At 41.3% G+C, this 14,849-nt stretch carries 18 protein-coding genes; 6 read left to right on the top strand and 12 right to left on the bottom strand.

The window, feature by feature from the left end; translation table 11 throughout:
* Positions 1 to 35: 35 nt before the first annotated feature.
* The 9 genes from AB8P51_RS09255 to AB8P51_RS09215 all read right to left on the bottom strand — a co-directional run bounded on the left by AB8P51_RS09255 (position 36) and on the right by AB8P51_RS09215 (position 7,750).
* On the bottom strand, positions 36 to 389 hold the full coding sequence (locus AB8P51_RS09255; RefSeq protein ID WP_369748545.1) for a DUF6515 family protein: 354 nt from the start codon (positions 387 to 389) through the stop codon (positions 36 to 38).
* Between the two features lie 106 nt (positions 390 to 495).
* The gene (locus AB8P51_RS09250; protein WP_369748544.1) at positions 496 to 936 is read right to left on the bottom strand and encodes a hypothetical protein; all 441 of its coding nucleotides are present in this window, start codon (positions 934 to 936) and stop codon (positions 496 to 498) included.
* The gene (locus tag AB8P51_RS09245; RefSeq protein WP_369748543.1) at positions 923 to 1,444 is read right to left on the bottom strand and encodes a hypothetical protein; all 522 of its coding nucleotides are present in this window, start codon (positions 1,442 to 1,444) and stop codon (positions 923 to 925) included. The genes AB8P51_RS09250 and AB8P51_RS09245 overlap by 14 nt, the downstream gene beginning before the upstream one ends.
* A gap of 31 nt (positions 1,445 to 1,475) precedes the next feature.
* The gene (locus AB8P51_RS09240) at positions 1,476 to 2,018 is read right to left on the bottom strand and encodes an RNA polymerase sigma factor (RefSeq protein WP_369749147.1); all 543 of its coding nucleotides are present in this window, start codon (positions 2,016 to 2,018) and stop codon (positions 1,476 to 1,478) included.
* Between the two features lie 117 nt (positions 2,019 to 2,135).
* Complete coding sequence (locus tag AB8P51_RS09235; RefSeq protein WP_369748542.1) at positions 2,136 to 3,959, bottom strand: ABC transporter ATP-binding protein; 1,824 nt, start codon at positions 3,957 to 3,959, stop codon at positions 2,136 to 2,138.
* Complete coding sequence (locus AB8P51_RS09230; protein WP_369748541.1) at positions 3,959 to 5,668, bottom strand: phospho-sugar mutase; 1,710 nt, start codon at positions 5,666 to 5,668, stop codon at positions 3,959 to 3,961. Before AB8P51_RS09230 ends, AB8P51_RS09235 begins: the two co-directional genes overlap by 1 nt.
* Before the next feature lie 27 nt (positions 5,669 to 5,695).
* Positions 5,696 to 6,670 carry a glycosyltransferase family 2 protein gene (locus tag AB8P51_RS09225; protein WP_369748540.1) on the bottom strand — a complete coding sequence of 325 codons (975 nt, stop codon included), beginning with the start codon at positions 6,668 to 6,670 and terminating at the stop codon, positions 5,696 to 5,698.
* Between the two features lie 37 nt (positions 6,671 to 6,707).
* Positions 6,708 to 7,229, bottom strand: a complete 522-nt coding sequence (locus tag AB8P51_RS09220) for a DUF4199 domain-containing protein (RefSeq protein WP_369748539.1) — start codon at positions 7,227 to 7,229, stop codon at positions 6,708 to 6,710.
* A 14-nt stretch (positions 7,230 to 7,243) separates the two neighbouring features.
* Positions 7,244 to 7,750: a DUF4199 domain-containing protein gene (locus tag AB8P51_RS09215; protein WP_369748538.1), complete on the bottom strand. Its 507-nt coding sequence runs from the start codon at positions 7,748 to 7,750 to the stop codon at positions 7,244 to 7,246.
* Between the two features lie 163 nt (positions 7,751 to 7,913).
* Here AB8P51_RS09215 and AB8P51_RS09210 point away from each other — a divergent pair, with 163 nt between their 5' ends.
* From AB8P51_RS09210 to mtaB, 3 genes are all read left to right on the top strand, one after another.
* The gene (locus AB8P51_RS09210; protein WP_369748537.1) at positions 7,914 to 8,165 is read left to right on the top strand and encodes a type B 50S ribosomal protein L31; all 252 of its coding nucleotides are present in this window, start codon (positions 7,914 to 7,916) and stop codon (positions 8,163 to 8,165) included.
* A 110-nt stretch (positions 8,166 to 8,275) separates the two neighbouring features.
* A complete protein-coding gene (locus AB8P51_RS09205; RefSeq protein ID WP_369748536.1) occupies positions 8,276 to 9,451 on the top strand; it encodes a GlmU family protein in 1,176 nt (391 codons plus the stop codon).
* Between the two features lie 84 nt (positions 9,452 to 9,535).
* Positions 9,536 to 10,864: a tRNA (N(6)-L-threonylcarbamoyladenosine(37)-C(2))-methylthiotransferase MtaB gene (mtaB, locus tag AB8P51_RS09200; protein WP_369748535.1), complete on the top strand. Its 1,329-nt coding sequence runs from the start codon at positions 9,536 to 9,538 to the stop codon at positions 10,862 to 10,864.
* A 31-nt stretch (positions 10,865 to 10,895) separates the two neighbouring features.
* Here mtaB and AB8P51_RS09195 read toward each other — a convergent pair whose 3' ends face one another.
* Entirely contained in the window at positions 10,896 to 11,189 is a 294-nt protein-coding gene (locus tag AB8P51_RS09195) for a GNAT family N-acetyltransferase (RefSeq protein WP_369748534.1), read from the bottom strand.
* A gap of 176 nt (positions 11,190 to 11,365) precedes the next feature.
* Here AB8P51_RS09195 and AB8P51_RS09190 point away from each other — a divergent pair, with 176 nt between their 5' ends.
* Both AB8P51_RS09190 and AB8P51_RS09185 read left to right on the top strand, forming a co-directional pair.
* Positions 11,366 to 12,028 (top strand): alpha/beta hydrolase, encoded by a 663-nt coding sequence (locus tag AB8P51_RS09190; protein WP_369748533.1) that lies wholly within the window; start codon positions 11,366 to 11,368, stop codon positions 12,026 to 12,028.
* Between the two features lie 45 nt (positions 12,029 to 12,073).
* Complete coding sequence (locus AB8P51_RS09185) at positions 12,074 to 13,033, top strand: lytic transglycosylase domain-containing protein (RefSeq protein ID WP_369748532.1); 960 nt, start codon at positions 12,074 to 12,076, stop codon at positions 13,031 to 13,033.
* A 38-nt stretch (positions 13,034 to 13,071) separates the two neighbouring features.
* Here AB8P51_RS09185 and AB8P51_RS09180 read toward each other — a convergent pair whose 3' ends face one another.
* Complete coding sequence (locus AB8P51_RS09180; protein WP_369748531.1) at positions 13,072 to 13,587, bottom strand: DUF2892 domain-containing protein; 516 nt, start codon at positions 13,585 to 13,587, stop codon at positions 13,072 to 13,074.
* Between the two features lie 4 nt (positions 13,588 to 13,591).
* Positions 13,592 to 14,479 carry a DUF6263 family protein gene (locus AB8P51_RS09175; RefSeq protein ID WP_369748530.1) on the bottom strand — a complete coding sequence of 296 codons (888 nt, stop codon included), beginning with the start codon at positions 14,477 to 14,479 and terminating at the stop codon, positions 13,592 to 13,594.
* Positions 14,480 to 14,633: 154 nt separating this feature from the next.
* Here AB8P51_RS09175 and rpmH point away from each other — a divergent pair, with 154 nt between their 5' ends.
* Complete coding sequence (rpmH, locus tag AB8P51_RS09170) at positions 14,634 to 14,792, top strand: 50S ribosomal protein L34 (RefSeq protein WP_369748529.1); 159 nt, start codon at positions 14,634 to 14,636, stop codon at positions 14,790 to 14,792.
* Positions 14,793 to 14,849 lie beyond the last annotated feature (57 nt).

The raw sequence follows: 14,849 nt of genomic DNA, 5'->3' as shown, positions 1-14,849 counted from the left end.
ATACGACTCCTGTTAAAAAGTCAACCCAAATCTAATTATACATAAACAACTTTGTAAGTTCTGCCTATTCTCTTGTAGTGTATTCCTTTATAGGCAAAATATTTCCTTCCTTTGATAAATACCACTTTATGACCTCTTGGCAGGGTATTAATTACTATACCTCTTGGAGCGGCGGTTACCACGTATTTTCTGCCTCTTGTCTTGTACCAAACACCAGCCGCAAAATGATATCGGATCCCTTTGTGGATTACCAGCCTCGGTTTGTGTACAGTGGTTACAACTGTCCCGTGTTTGGGATATACTTTTACTTTAACAACTCTCTGTGCATTGGAAGCGCTTAAGGCTCCAAAAAATGCAATAATGACCAAAACAATTTTAAGCTTTTTCATAACGGTTTTTTTAAGGGTTATACTTCTAAGACTGTGGAAACAGACAAGGGTTTAAAACAAAAGGAGGCTAATAGCCCCCTTTTAATTGCGTTTTATCGAATTTCCCCTATTGTCGCCTTTTCTGTATTTGCTGTAATAACCTTTTTTTGAAATCATCTTCAGCCTTGATCAGCAGAAAGGTCTTTCTTGCCGAGATAAGATTGGTCATTCGATTGAGGAAAGCTATGTTTCTGTCGTTTCTCTCTTTCTGCAGGGCAAGAAACTCGTCCATCAATTCTTCAATCTGCGAGTCGGACATATTCTGAAAATTTCTTAGTCGGCCCCTGATGTCATTTCGTTCCTTAAGGCGCAGGGCTTCCAGGGTGGCTTCATGTTCATTATAAACAGGCCAGAATATCGCGGCTTCTTCACTACTGAGATTCAGTCGTTCCGTGATAAAAGCAATCTTCAGGGATTTTATCTTGTCCATACCCGCACCAGTCTGCGCAAAGGTTGTGCTGCAGATCAGGAAAAGGGCAATCGCGAGGAGTTTATTAAAATTCTTCATCTAAGTCGATATTTAATTCATCTAAATCATCTATGGTTTCTTCCAGGTAGTCCATGATTTGCTCATTATCTACCGAACTATCCATAAAATCGTCTAATTCAAGGCTGGCCAGCGGAACAACTTCCGCGATCTCAGAACTACTTAGTTCCATATCCTTTGATTCTATGTAGCTGGTAATATCAGCTGCGGCAAGGTCATCGAATGTAAGGGATTGAGTACTGTTCCATTCTATTCCAATTACCAGAACGAATAGTACAGCTATAGCTGCGGCCGCATAGAAATAGGATTTGTAAGGCCTGAGTTTAATTACCCGACTTTCTTTTTGAACTGTTTTGGTAAGAATGTCTTTTTCAACCTTATCAAAATAATCATCAGGTACGGCAAATCCTTCCATTTCAGGTAGTCCTTCAGCATCTTCTTCCTGTAATTTGCTCAGGATCTGATCTGATAGCCCCTCGAAATAGCCAGGTGGCGTTTTAAAACTGTTCTTTTTTGATATATTTTTCATGGTTTAGGTATGATTTTGCTTTCTGCACAGCTCACTCCTGTTTAAGAAAGGCTTCAATTTTTTTCACTGCCAGATGGTATGAGGCTTTTAAACCTCCTACCGAGACATCTAATATTTCTGCGATCTCGCTGTATTTCATTTCTTCATAGTACTTCATATTGAAGACCAGTTTCTGCTTTTCAGGAAGGCTGGCAATAGCTTGTTGTAATTTAAGTTGAATGGCGTCCCCTTCAAAATATACATCCGCTTCAAGCGTACTGGCCTTTCTTTCAATCAATTCATCACTGCTTACTCCCAGTTTCTTCGACTTCGTCTTCAGGAAGGTAAGTGCTTCATTCGTACCTATCCTGTACATCCAGGAGTACAATTTACTGTCTCCCTTGAATTTTTCAATATTCCTGAAAACCTTAATAAAGGTATTCTGCAAGACATCATCTGCATCATCATGATCTAACACAATCCTCCTGATATGCCAGTACAACCGCTCTTTATAGGTGTTGATAAGCACCTCAAAAGCTTTTGCCTGGGTATCCTTTTGCTTTAGTTCTTTTACTAAGGTTTCTTCAGCAATCAAAGTTAGTTTGTTATGCACTTAAGACGGAATTTTACCGTAAAGGTTTAATCCGCAGGTATTTCCTCTATAAAATTACCTTTTTTTTAGACCAATGGAAGTAAATATGTCAGGATGATCTCAATCAAAGGATTGCATGGCAACCAGTTTGTAGTAGACTCCTTTTTGTTTTAACAGGACTTCATGGGTCCCTGTTTCCAGGATCTTTCCTTTTTCCATAACCACAATGGAATCGGCCTTCTGTATGGTGGATAGCCGGTGCGCAATGACAAGGGATGTTCTGTTTTGCATCAATTTTTCAAGGGCTTCCTGCACCAGGCGTTCGCTTTCCGTATCCAGGGCAGAGGTGGCTTCATCAAGGATCATTATGGGCGGATTCTTTAATACTGCCCTGGCGATCGAGAGCCTTTGTTTCTGTCCACCGCTCAGTTTATTCCCACTGTCACCAATATTGGTGTCGTAACCTTTTGGGAGCTGGGTAATAAAATCATGTGCATTGGCAATTTTTGCTGCCTCAATGATCTCTTCATCAGAAGCGTCTTCCTTCCCCAGTGAGATATTGTTACGGACCGAGTCATTAAATAGTATGGATTCCTGTGTAACCAGTCCCATCAGGCCTCTCAGAGAGCGTTTCGAAAGCTGCCTGATATCAGTGCCGTCAATGGTAATTTCCCCCTTGTTTACATCGTAGAAACGCGTTACAAGGTTAGCGACCGTACTTTTACCACTACCAGACTGGCCAACCAAAGCCACTGTTTTACCCTTGTGAAGATCCAGGGTAAAATTCTCAAGGACCCAGTCATCTTCGTATTTAAAGGCGATGTTATTTAAGGTAAGGGAGCTGGTAAAATCGTTTGCCTGTAACGGGTTGTCCGACTCTTTGATCGGATTTTCAGTTTCAAGGATTTCTAGCACCCTTTCGGCTGCGGCATTTCCTTTTTTAACTCCGTAAGACGCCTTACTTATGGCCTTGGCAGGAGTTAAGATGTTATAGGCCAGCCCCATATAGGCTATAAAGGAGGAGGCGTCGAGGGTTTTATCAACCAAAACCATTTTCCCGCCAAACCATAGTAGTACACCGATAACCACGATACCCAGAAATTCTCCTGTAGGAGAGGCGAGATTTTGTCGGTTTAGTAGTTTATTCGAAAAATGAAAGAAACGTTCGGTAGAAGCTGAGAATACTTTATAGAACCTCGATTCTGCGTTAAAGGCCTTGATTACTCTTAGTCCGCCCAGAGTTTCTTCTACGATAGACAGGAATTCTCCCTGCTCTTTCTGTACCCGGTCCGATTTCTTTTTCAGGGATTTTCCTATCCTGGAGATGATCATTCCGGCAAGGGGGATGAAAATAAACACAAAGAGGGTGAGCTTTACACTGATAAAGAACATTACCCCAATAGTAAACAAGATAGTTAAGGGTTCACGAACCAGCAATTCGAGAATGGAGAGGAAGGAATGTTGGATCTCGAGTACATCAGAAGTGATTCTGGCGATCACATCGCCCTTGCGTTTTTCAGAATAAAATGAAATAGGGAGATCTGTAATTTTTTCATACATCCTGTTCCTGATATCTTTCAGCACCCCGTTTCTGAGGAAGGTGATAAAATACATCGCGAGGTAATTGAAGATATTCTTTAAAAAAAATAGAATAAGCACCAGGCCTATAACCAAAATAAGAGCTTGCATCTCGTCGGCATCTGAATAGGAGGTAAGCCGGTAACTGAGGTAGTCCTGAACATAATCTTTTATGGATCCTATGCCCTCGTAGGTTGGTTTTGTATATACCTGCTCGGTCTGTTTGAATAAGACGTCAAGCATTGGGATCAGGGCTGCAAAGGAAAGTGCGCTGAATAGGGCGTATAACAGATTAAAAAAGATATTTAAAAAAGCGTATTTCTTGTAGGGCGCTGCAAACCGCAGGATTTTTTTAAAGTAATTCATCAATCCAAATTCAGTTCGCTGACAATTCTTTTTAATTTTTCGTCCAGGGCGTCATTTACTTCCTTAAAATTATTTACCTGGTCCAGGGGAGCGTTTACACTGAAGTAGAATTTGATTTTTGGCTCAGTACCACTGGGTCTGGCTGCCATTCGTGTACCATCTTCTGTGGTATAGATCAGGACATTGGATTTTGGCAGGTCGATTACAGAAATTTTCCCTGTTCTGATGTCTGTTGAGGTAGAGCTATTATAGTCGTCAACAGTGATTACCTCTGATCCGTCGATGGATTTTACCGGATTTTCCTTGTAATCCTGCATCATGTTCTTGATCTCTTCGGCCCCTGAGATCCCTTTTTTAGTCAGAGAAATCAATTTTTCCTTGTAGAAGCCGTAGTCTGCGTAACATTGGATCAATTCCTTGTAAAATGAACTTCCATTCGCTTTGGCCGTTGCTCCGATCTCACAGGCGAGCAGGGTGGAAGTAACAGCGTCCTTATCACGGACAAAATCCCCAACCATAAATCCAAAACTCTCTTCTCCTCCTCCCACGAAATGTTGATCCGGATGGTCTACGATCATCTTTGCTATCCATTTAAAGCCAGTAAGGGAGGTCTTGCATTCCACCCCATAGGCCGATGCCAGACTTTGCATCATGGGGGTAGAGACGATGGTAGAGGCAATAAACTCATTGCCTTTAAAGCCTTTTTTCTTTTGCTGATCGAGCAGAAATTTGGTCATCAGGACCATGGTCTGGTTCCCGTTCAACAGTTCCATTTTTCCCTCAGGATTTCGCACTGCGATTCCGAGCCTGTCGCTATCGGGATCAGTGCCCACGACCATGTCTGCACCAATTTCCTCTGCCTTTTTTATGGCCAGTGTCAACGCTTCAGGTTCCTCCGGATTAGGGGAAACAACGGTAGGAAAATCCCCGTCAGGTTCTGCTTGTTCTTCAATGATTGTAACCTTGCTATACCCGGCTCTTTTGAGTACCTCCGGGATGGCGGTTATTGAAGTTCCGTGTAGAGAAGTAAAAACTATAGAGTAATCGGTTTTTCCGGGAGCACTGAAATCCCCATTTTTTACAGATGCATTAATGAATGCTTCATCTACCTGCTGATCGATAAGCTCTATAAAATTATCATTGGCTTTAAAGCGCACATCCTCGACGGATAGGTTATTGATTTCGGCTATGATTTCACCGTCCTGTGGAGGAACAATCTGCCCACCGTCTGTCCAGTATACTTTGTAACCGTTATATTCCGGGGGGTTGTGGGAAGCGGTGAGAACTACACCGGCCTGACAACCCAGATATCTTACAGAAAAGGAAAGTTCAGGGGTAGTCCTGAGCTCAGAAAAGAGATATACTTTAATGTTATTGGCTGAGAATACTTCGGCCACCGTTCTGGCCAGGGTATCACTGTTGTGCCGGCAATCATAGGCAATTACTACTTTCAGTTCGGTATCGGGATATACTTTATGGAGGTAGTTACTCAGTCCCTGCGTGCTTTTACCAAGGGTATATTTATTGATTCTGTTTGTTCCCACCCCCATGACCCCGCGCATTCCTCCTGTGCCGAATTCCATATTCTTGTAAAAACGATCTTTGAGTTCCTCCGGATCATTTTCTATAAGATGCTGAATCTCTTTTTTAACGGCCGGATCAAAAAAGTCGGTTAGCCAGCTTTTGGCGGTTGTAAGTATGTCATTCATGAAATATACGTTGGTATAAAGATAAAATTACGAAGAATATTCCTTTACCCTATGAGTGAGGTTAATTTCATGGGAAATTTTATACCTGGGCTCACTTTTTCTCGATCTAACCATGATTTCTCCTAAAAAGCCGGCCAGAAAGAACTGGGTTCCTATGATCATAGCGGTAAGGGCAATATAGAACTGGGGACGCTGACTCAACAGACGCCCCGTCGGGTTAATAAACAACTTATCAATGCCGAGATAGAGGGCGAACCCCGAGCCGATGACAAACATTAGTACGCCCAGAGCTCCAAACAGATGCATGGGCCTCTTGCCAAATTTGGAGACAAACCAGATGGTAATCAGGTCGAGGAATCCGTTGATAAATCGATCAGCACCAAATTTGGTCTTGCCAAATTTCCTGGCCTGGTGCTGCACTACTTTTTCACCTATTTTGGAAAAGCCGGCGTTTTTTACGAGTACAGGAATATACCGGTGCATCTCTCCTGATACTTCTATATTTTTTATCACTTCTTTTCTGAAGGCCTTTAGTCCGCAATTAAAATCGTGAAGTTTTACCCCGGAGGTTTTTCGCGCTGCCCAGTTAAAGAGTTTTGAAGGGATGTTTTTTGTGAGGGCGTGGTCATAGCGCTTCTTTTTCCAGCCGGAGATTAAATCATAGTTCTCATCTTCAATCATCCTGATCAAATCAGGAATTTCTTCCGGATTGTCCTGCAAATCGGCATCCATGGTGACGACGATATCCCCCGAGGCTTCCCTGAAACCAGCATGAAGGGCCTGTGATTTTCCGAAATTTTTCAGAAATCGAATTCCTTTTACATTTTCATTACGGGATGCCAGTTCGGTAATCACCTCCCAGGAGTTATCCGTACTGCCATCATCAATAAACAGGATTTCGTATATAAAATGATTGGATTGCATCACAGACACAATCCAATCATGAAGTTCTTTTAAGGATTCTTCTTCGTTAAGTAAAGGAATGACAATAGATAAGCTCATGGAGAATCGTTGCTTCTTCCTTTCAAAAATACGAATATTAATTATCCTGAGCCGATTTTTTAAGGATTAAGGCGGGTACTAACGATACCAGAAAGCTGAGTATAATACTACCAACAAGGCCAATACCAATCTGTATAAGAGGGGAGGAAAACTTTTCCGCCATTCCCATCTGTGCATCGATCTGATCTGATGTAAGTCCGGCCACCTCCAGTTGCTGACGCTGGTATTCCATAGCCTTAGTCATTGTTTCCGGATCGATGAAGTTGATCAGCACCTGGTTAAAAAGGACGCTAATTACTGCACCAATAAGCCCTATTCCCACACCTATCTTCAAAGCCTGCCCAAAACTCATAAAGCCATTATTGGCTTTTTTGAAATTTAGCATTCCCAGAACAATGAATACGAGCGTAATAACAATGCTCACTAACATTACAGCAATACCACCCTGGTAGTGCATATCCAGAGAAAAGAGCATAAGCGAAAAAACCACGCTAACCACCCCTAGAAAGACACCAAAGTTTAAAGCAAATTTTCCTGTTTTAGGTTGATTTTGTTCCATTATTTTAATTTGATTTATGATTTCTTAAATATTAAACCGCCGATTAATCCTATAACAAAGCCAATGACAACATTAATAACAAGAATAATCGGGTAAGAAATCCAAAAGTAATTAATAGTTCCCTGATATTGTTGTTCTATTTGAGCATCTGTCATTACCCCGGCCTCCTGTGCGGCTGCTCTGCTATTTTCAGCAATTTTAGTGGTAAATTCCGTATCCAGAACATTTGATAGAAAGATCAGATAAAAGATATATATTACTCCTGAAATCAATGCGATTAAAACGCCTAATTTTATAGCTTGTCCAAGGGATAATAAACCTCCATTTGCCTTTCTGAAATTGAATATGGCCCAAAAGGTAATGGCTACAGCTAAAACTACACCTACTATCTGACTGGTGCTATCCTGATTTGCATGCGCATCTATGAAATAAAGCATAAGGCCAAAAACCACGCTGATGCCTCCAAGTATTAATCCATAATTAAGGGAGAACTTCCCGATTGTTGGTTGATTTTGTTCCATTTTGTTGTTCAGTTTTACGTTAATTGTCTAGTTAGTGATGATAACGTAGAAATTGTTACAAATCCAAGATACAATTTTTAAGATGGAATTTTGAAATTCTTCTTGGGGAATGCTAAAAAAAATAATTACATTTGCAGCCTGAAAAAAGAATACCCCTAAGACGATGAGAAAAGGTATACATCCGGAAAATTACAGATTAGTTGCTTTTAAAGACATGTCGAATGACGATGTTTTTATCACAAAATCAACCGCCGAGACAAAAGAGACCCTTGAAGTAGAAGGAGTGGAGTACCCACTTATCAAACTTGAAATCTCCAGGACATCACATCCATTTTATACCGGGAAGGCCAAATTGGTTGATACCGCCGGTAGGATCGATAAGTTCAAGAACAAATATCAGAAATTCAAGAAGTAAGAAGATATATTCCCCCGGATATCTAAAATTTGGGGAGAACAACGCAAACCAACGCCTCCGATATGCATCGGGGGCGTTATTTTTTTACTTTTGGGTAAAATTCATACTTCATGAACTACATACTGTTCGACAGTGAGGTCAGGACTTCATTGCTTCCCTTTACATTTACCCGCCCCGTTGGGGAGATCAGAGTGGGCATCCTTACCTTAAGGGAAAAGTGGGAAGACTATCTAAAAGCTGATTTATCCTATAAAACAGAATCCTATCTGGAGATTAAATACCCGCTCGTTCTCAGGGAGGACAACTTATTTATCGACCCTTCATTTTTACCCTCCCCTGAGCTCTTAGCTGAAATTCAGGCGATAGGACCGGAAACGGCTCTTTTCAGCGATTCAACTCTGGTGGCTTATCGCTCGGCTCAGCCAAAATCAGAAGAAACTATAAGTGAACTGCAGAGAAAAGAAACAGGTCTCGATCTTTTCAGGATACAAAATACCTGGGATATTTTCTCAAAAAACGGAGTTGCCTTACAGCTGGATTATGAACGGATTACAGAAGGGCGAAAAAGTGCACCCATTCCGGCCTCCAACAGAGTGATCTGCCCGGAAAACATTTTTCTGGAAGAGGGAGCCAAAGTGGAATACAGTATTCTGAATGCTACTGAAGGCCCCATTTACCTTGGGAAGGACTCAGAAGTTATGGAAGGAAACATGATCCGAGGGGGATTTGCCCTATGTGAACGAGGGGTGGTAAAAATGGGAGCCAAGATCTATGGTCCAACTACCATAGGACCCCATGGGAAGGTTTGCGGAGAGATCAACAACTCAGTAATCTTTGGATATTCAAGCAAGGGACATGATGGCTACCTGGGAAATTCAGTCCTGGGAGAATGGTGTAATATTGGGGCAGATTCAAATAATTCGAACCTTAAGAATAACTATGCCAAGGTTCGCCTCTGGAATTACGCCACCGAACGCTTCGATCAGACTGGACTGCAATTCTGCGGACTGATGATGGGAGATCACAGTAAGACTGCGATCAATACCATGTTTAATACGGGTACGGTGATTGGAGTAAACTGCAATATATATGTGCCCGGATTCCCACGTAATTTTATTCCCAGTTTCAGCTGGGGTGGGGCCAGTGGTTTTTCAACCTACCATACCAGAAAAGCCTTTGAGGCTGCCGAAGTCATGATGGCGAGAAGGGGAAAGACCTTCGATGAAAAAGAGGCCGCCATCCTGGAGCACGTTTTTGAACTCACTAAAAAATGGCGGAAATACTAGGCATTCTTCTAAAGAGAAACAGCGGTATTTTTAAGAGCCGTTACAAAATAGTATCTTTGCGCCCCGTTGATCAGGAACGAATTCATGAAAAAGAAAGTTGCTTTTTACACCCTTGGATGTAAACTGAATTATTCGGAAACTTCTACTATTGCGAGGAGTTTCACTAATTCGGGCTACGAAAATGTCGACTTTGAACAACGGGCCGATATCTACGTGATCAATACTTGTTCTGTTACAGAAAACGCGGATAAGCGATTTAAGACCATTGTAAAAAAAGCACAGAAATCGAATCCGGAAGCCTTCCTGATAGCCATTGGCTGTTATGCACAACTCAAGCCTGAAGAACTGGCGGCCGTAGATGGTGTTGATCTGGTCCTGGGTGCTACAGAGAAATTTAAGATTACAGACTACCTCAATGACCTGAGTAAAAATGACCACGGGGAAGTGCATTCCTGTGAGATACAGGAGGCAGATTTTTATGTGGGAAGTTATTCCCTGGGAGACAGAACGAGGGCTTTTCTCAAGGTACAGGACGGATGCGATTACAAATGTACCTACTGTACCATCCCTTTGGCCAGGGGGATATCGCGAAGCGATACCCTAAGTAACGTACTTGATAATGCCAGAGAGATTTCCGCTCAGGGGATAAAAGAAATTGTTCTTACCGGTGTTAATATCGGGGATTATGGTAAAGGAGAGTTCGGGAATAAAAGACATGAACATACCTTCTTACAACTTGTTCAGGCTTTGGATAAAGTTGAAGGGGTAGAACGGCTGCGTATTTCGTCTATAGAACCGAATCTTTTAAAAGACGAGACCATTAGGTTTGTGTCAAAATCCAGTTCCTTCGTACCTCATTTTCATATCCCATTACAGAGTGGATGCAATGAAATTTTAAAAAGAATGCGCCGCAGGTATATGCGGGAATTGTATTCTAATCGTGTTGCATCCATAAAGAAATTTATGCCCCATGCCTGTATAGGCGTTGATGTGATCGTAGGATTTCCCGGTGAGACTGAGGAACAGTTTTTAGAAACCTATAACTATCTGAATGAGCTGGAGGTTTCTTACCTACATGTATTTACCTATTCAGAACGGGCAAATACTGAAGCTGCTCAAATGGCAGATCCCGTTCCATTCAAGATAAGACAAAAAAGAAGCAAGATGCTCAGAGGCTTATCGGTAAAAAAACGCAGAGCCTTTTATGAGAGTCAGTTGGGGAGTATCAGAACGGTACTATTCGAAGGGGAAAATAAAGAAGGTTATATCCACGGCTTTACCGAGAATTACGTTAAAGTAAGAATGCCATGGGATCCCGGACTTTGTAATACCCTCCATGAAGTGGAGCTTAAAGAGATTGATGAAGAAGGATTAGTGCGATTTGATTTTGTGCCTGAAAAAATCAGGGTATAAAAAAACCTCTCGGTTGAGAGGTTATATAAATTTAGATTCGGATTCCGACCGGCAGCATTTCCTTGTACTGCCTGTTTTTCCTTAGGAAGCCTGCTATTTGCGGACTCGTAGGAACAACCCTGAGGTTTTGTTCCTGTATATGGTGAAGGACGGATTTAATGAATTCTTCTTTAAACCCATCGGCGGTAATTTCCTCCGGAATGACCAGTTTTGTAAGGAACACCTTTCGTTCCTGAGAAGAATACTCGATCTTAGCCAAATGACCATCAACCTTAGTCTCGAACTGCCGTAAGAAACTATTATCATTAATTACTAATTGATTCATATAGTTAGTTTTAATTGTGGTTTCAGACAAAAAAATTACGATGAAATCGTAATCTTTACTTTTTGCAATTCTGACTTTTTATATAATATCAGTTTAACGCTGTTATTATGTTGAGCGGGATACAAAAGTAGTGAAAAAAATGCTAAATTCCTAAATAAAACCCTGCTTCAGACAAGATGATGCAAAAGAAGATACATGTTTATTTAATGCCGGGTATGGCTGCTAACAGCTCTATCTTCAAGAATATCAAACTCCCCGGGGACCAATTTGAGATCCATCGCCTTGAATGGTTCGTTCCCGATAAGGGTATGTCACTGGAAGCATACGCCCGAAAAATGAATACATTGGTCGAGCACAATGACCCGGTTCTGATCGGAGTGTCATTTGGAGGAATGCTTATTCAGGAAATGGCCAGGCATATGCCGGTGAGAAAACTGGTAATTATTTCCAGTGTAAAGCAACGGTCGGAAATGCCCAAACGACTGATCTTTGCAAATTATACCAAAATCCACAAGTTACTCCCTACAGGTATGGTCAATAATCTGGATCTCCTGGCTAAATATGCCTTCGGGGAAACGGTTACCCAGCGCCTTGAATTATATAAGGAATACCTTTCCGTTAAGGACAAATACTACCTGGATTGGTCTATTGATCAGATTGTAAAATGGCAACAAAAGGAATATAAGCCCGATATTGTTCATATTCATGGGGATAAGGATGTGGTATTTCCTTTTCAGTACATTAAAGGCTGCATTCCGGTGAAAAATGGTACGCATACCATGATCATTCATAGATATAAATGGTTCAATGAACGTTTACCGGCAATTATTTTGGATTAAGGGAGTTCTTATTTATACCTTTGGATACTTTTCAAAAACAAAGTGATGAAAATCTTAAAAACAATATTGATGATATTCGGTGTAATTTTTATCGGGTCTACCCTGATATTCGCCGTACAACAAGGACATCTTTCTTCTGATGCTGACCAAAAGACTATTGCAGTTGAACAAGCTGACAAAAGTGTAGCAGATGAATACAGAATAACCTCTATTGAAATTCCCGAAGATCTGAACTTTGCCGGGGAAAAAGTACCGCAGAATGACCCTGAAATTATGGAGCGAATAGACAGGGAATTCCTTGTGAATACCTATTGGCAGTCGAATGCTGTTCTGCTGATGAAAAGGGCCAATAAGTACTTTCCCATCATCGAACCCATTCTGGCTAAAAATGGGATACCCGACGATTTTAAATATCTGGCTGTAGCCGAGAGCGGACTTCAAAATGTAGTTTCTCCTGCCGGTGCTGCAGGATTCTGGCAGATTATGAAGGCAACAGGAAGAGAGTACGGGCTTGAAGTAAATTCAAATGTCGATGAGCGTTATAACCTAAGCCTTGCCACTCAACTCGCCTGTGAGTACCTGAAAAAGAATAAAGAAAAATTCGGAAGCTGGACCCTGGCAGCCGCATCTTACAATGCCGGAGCCGGAGCTATAAATAAATATATGGGTATCCAGCAAGCCACAGATTATTTCGACCTCCTTTTAGGACAGGAAACCGGACGTTACGTGTTCAGAATTATGGCTATCAAAGAAATCCTTTCCCATCCTGAAAAATATGGCTTTGAATTATCAAAGGAGGATCTTTATGCCACTGTTCCCACATTTACCGTGGAAATTGATAAGCCCGTTGAAGATTTTGCGACCTTCGCCAAAGAATATGAGATCAATTATAAGATCCTCAAAAGGCATAATCCATGGCTGAGGGAGCCGCATCTTAACAATGCATCCGGGAAGAAGTATACTATTGAAATACCTCATAAAGGGTATTACACTTCCGCGAAGTAATAAAAAGAACCTATACTTTAACCGCGAAACAGGAAGACCTAGATCTTCTTCATCTGTGTCTGCATCATTTTGATCTGCTCGGTAAGCATATTGTTCTTATCGAGTTTCTTTGCTTCCTGAAGCAGGGTTGTCGCTTCTCTTTTTCTTCTTTTTTGCATAGCTATTCCGGCAAGGCTGAGTTTCGCCATGGCTACATCATAATCCATATTTAATCCCAGCTTTAGGGCCTTCTTAAAATACTTCTCGGCCTGGGTGAGGTTCTTTTGAGAGAAAATGATCCCGTACAAATAATTGTAATACCCCTGTTGTTTAGTCGTTAAAGCTGCCTTCGGATTTTTGATTCTTTCCAGCCATTTTTCTGTCCCGTCCATATCCTGCTTCCGCATCCTCAAGAAGGCCAATAAGATAATCTCGTTTCTGAAATAAAGGAATACGAAGATCAGGGAGAGTAGGATAAGGAAAATCCCATTTCCGATATAGCCCTCAATAAATTGATAGATAGCATAGGCTACAATCAGGGCAGTGATGACTAGTTTGATATTTTTGTTAAACATATTTCTATTGTATTAATTCATATGTAATTAAAGAAGTAATGGTGGTGGGTATCTTTTGCCCATTCAATTGTGCCAGTGTTGAATAGCCTTCTGAAAATCCCTCTACTTTCATGGTCAGAATAAAACCTGTGCTTAGGTCAGTGGTGATCCGGGTGTTTTGTGTCCCATCGAGTACCATGGTTGTAGCAGGTTCTTCAATTTTCATCATAACCGTAGCATTACCTCTGATATTTGCCTTCCCTTCTGCCATGGAATCGAGCTGCCAGGAATTTTTGGCAGTTAATTTGCCTGAATAATTGTTTTTCCATGTATCTCCAATACCTACCTTTATCTCAGGATAAATAAAGGTCATTTGTTTATAGCTGTCTGACAAGGCTTCTGTTCCAAATTCATTCTTGAGGGAAGAAGTAAGCATATTAACTGCAAAGGCTTCTTTTAGACCCGATGCTTTAACCATTCCGGCAACTAAGCTGTCTCCTCCTTTTACCTCAAGGATATCGCCGTTTTTCCTCATCACCATATGAACTGGTTTGTTGAGCAGACTGTTAAATATTCGGGATTGCACGTTGGCGGTATCAATTTCGGCGGCGTTTACGTCCATAATTACACCTTGCAGGCTTGAGGTAATGGTCATGAACAGATCCCTGATGACAATGTCAATAGCATAGGTTTCATCTGTTTTGTCGGTTACCTTAAACTCCAAGATGCCTCTGATATCGTTGGTCAGTTCATGTGTTGCACCTTCTAACTCCTGAGTTATATCCTGCCTGGCTATCTGTTTAACCTTGTAAACATCACCTTTGCTGAGATTGTATTCGAGTTTTTCCTGCCCATATCCAAGGGCTGAAATCCCGAAAAAAAACAACAAGAAAAATAAATCTTTCAACCGCATTTGTCGACATCTGTTTCTTGCGGCAAAAGTACTAAAAACTATCCTAAATATTTTTCAAATCGATTTGGCAAAGCAAAAACTCTTCGTATATTTGCGCCCAGAATTTGAAAAGAAGTCGGGTTTATAAATTGTTTCCGACACAAATTTAAAAAGCATGAAAAGAACATATCAGCCGTCAAAACGCAAGCGCAGAAACAAACACGGATTTAGAGAGCGTATGGCTTCAGCCAACGGAAGAAAAGTTCTTGCCAGGAGGAGAGCCAAGGGAAGAAGAAAACTGTCTGTATCTTCTGAGCCGCGTCACAAAAAATAAATGACTGAAAATCAACAATATAAAGGTGTTACTTTTTTAAAGTAGCACCTTTTTTTT

Origin of the sequence: Muriicola sp. SD30, from assembly GCF_041205185.1 — a bacterium.
GTDB lineage: Bacteria > Bacteroidota > Bacteroidia > Flavobacteriales > Flavobacteriaceae > Muriicola.
The sequence above is the reverse complement of the archived record's forward strand: the minus strand, read 5'-3'. Positions and strand labels throughout refer to the sequence as shown.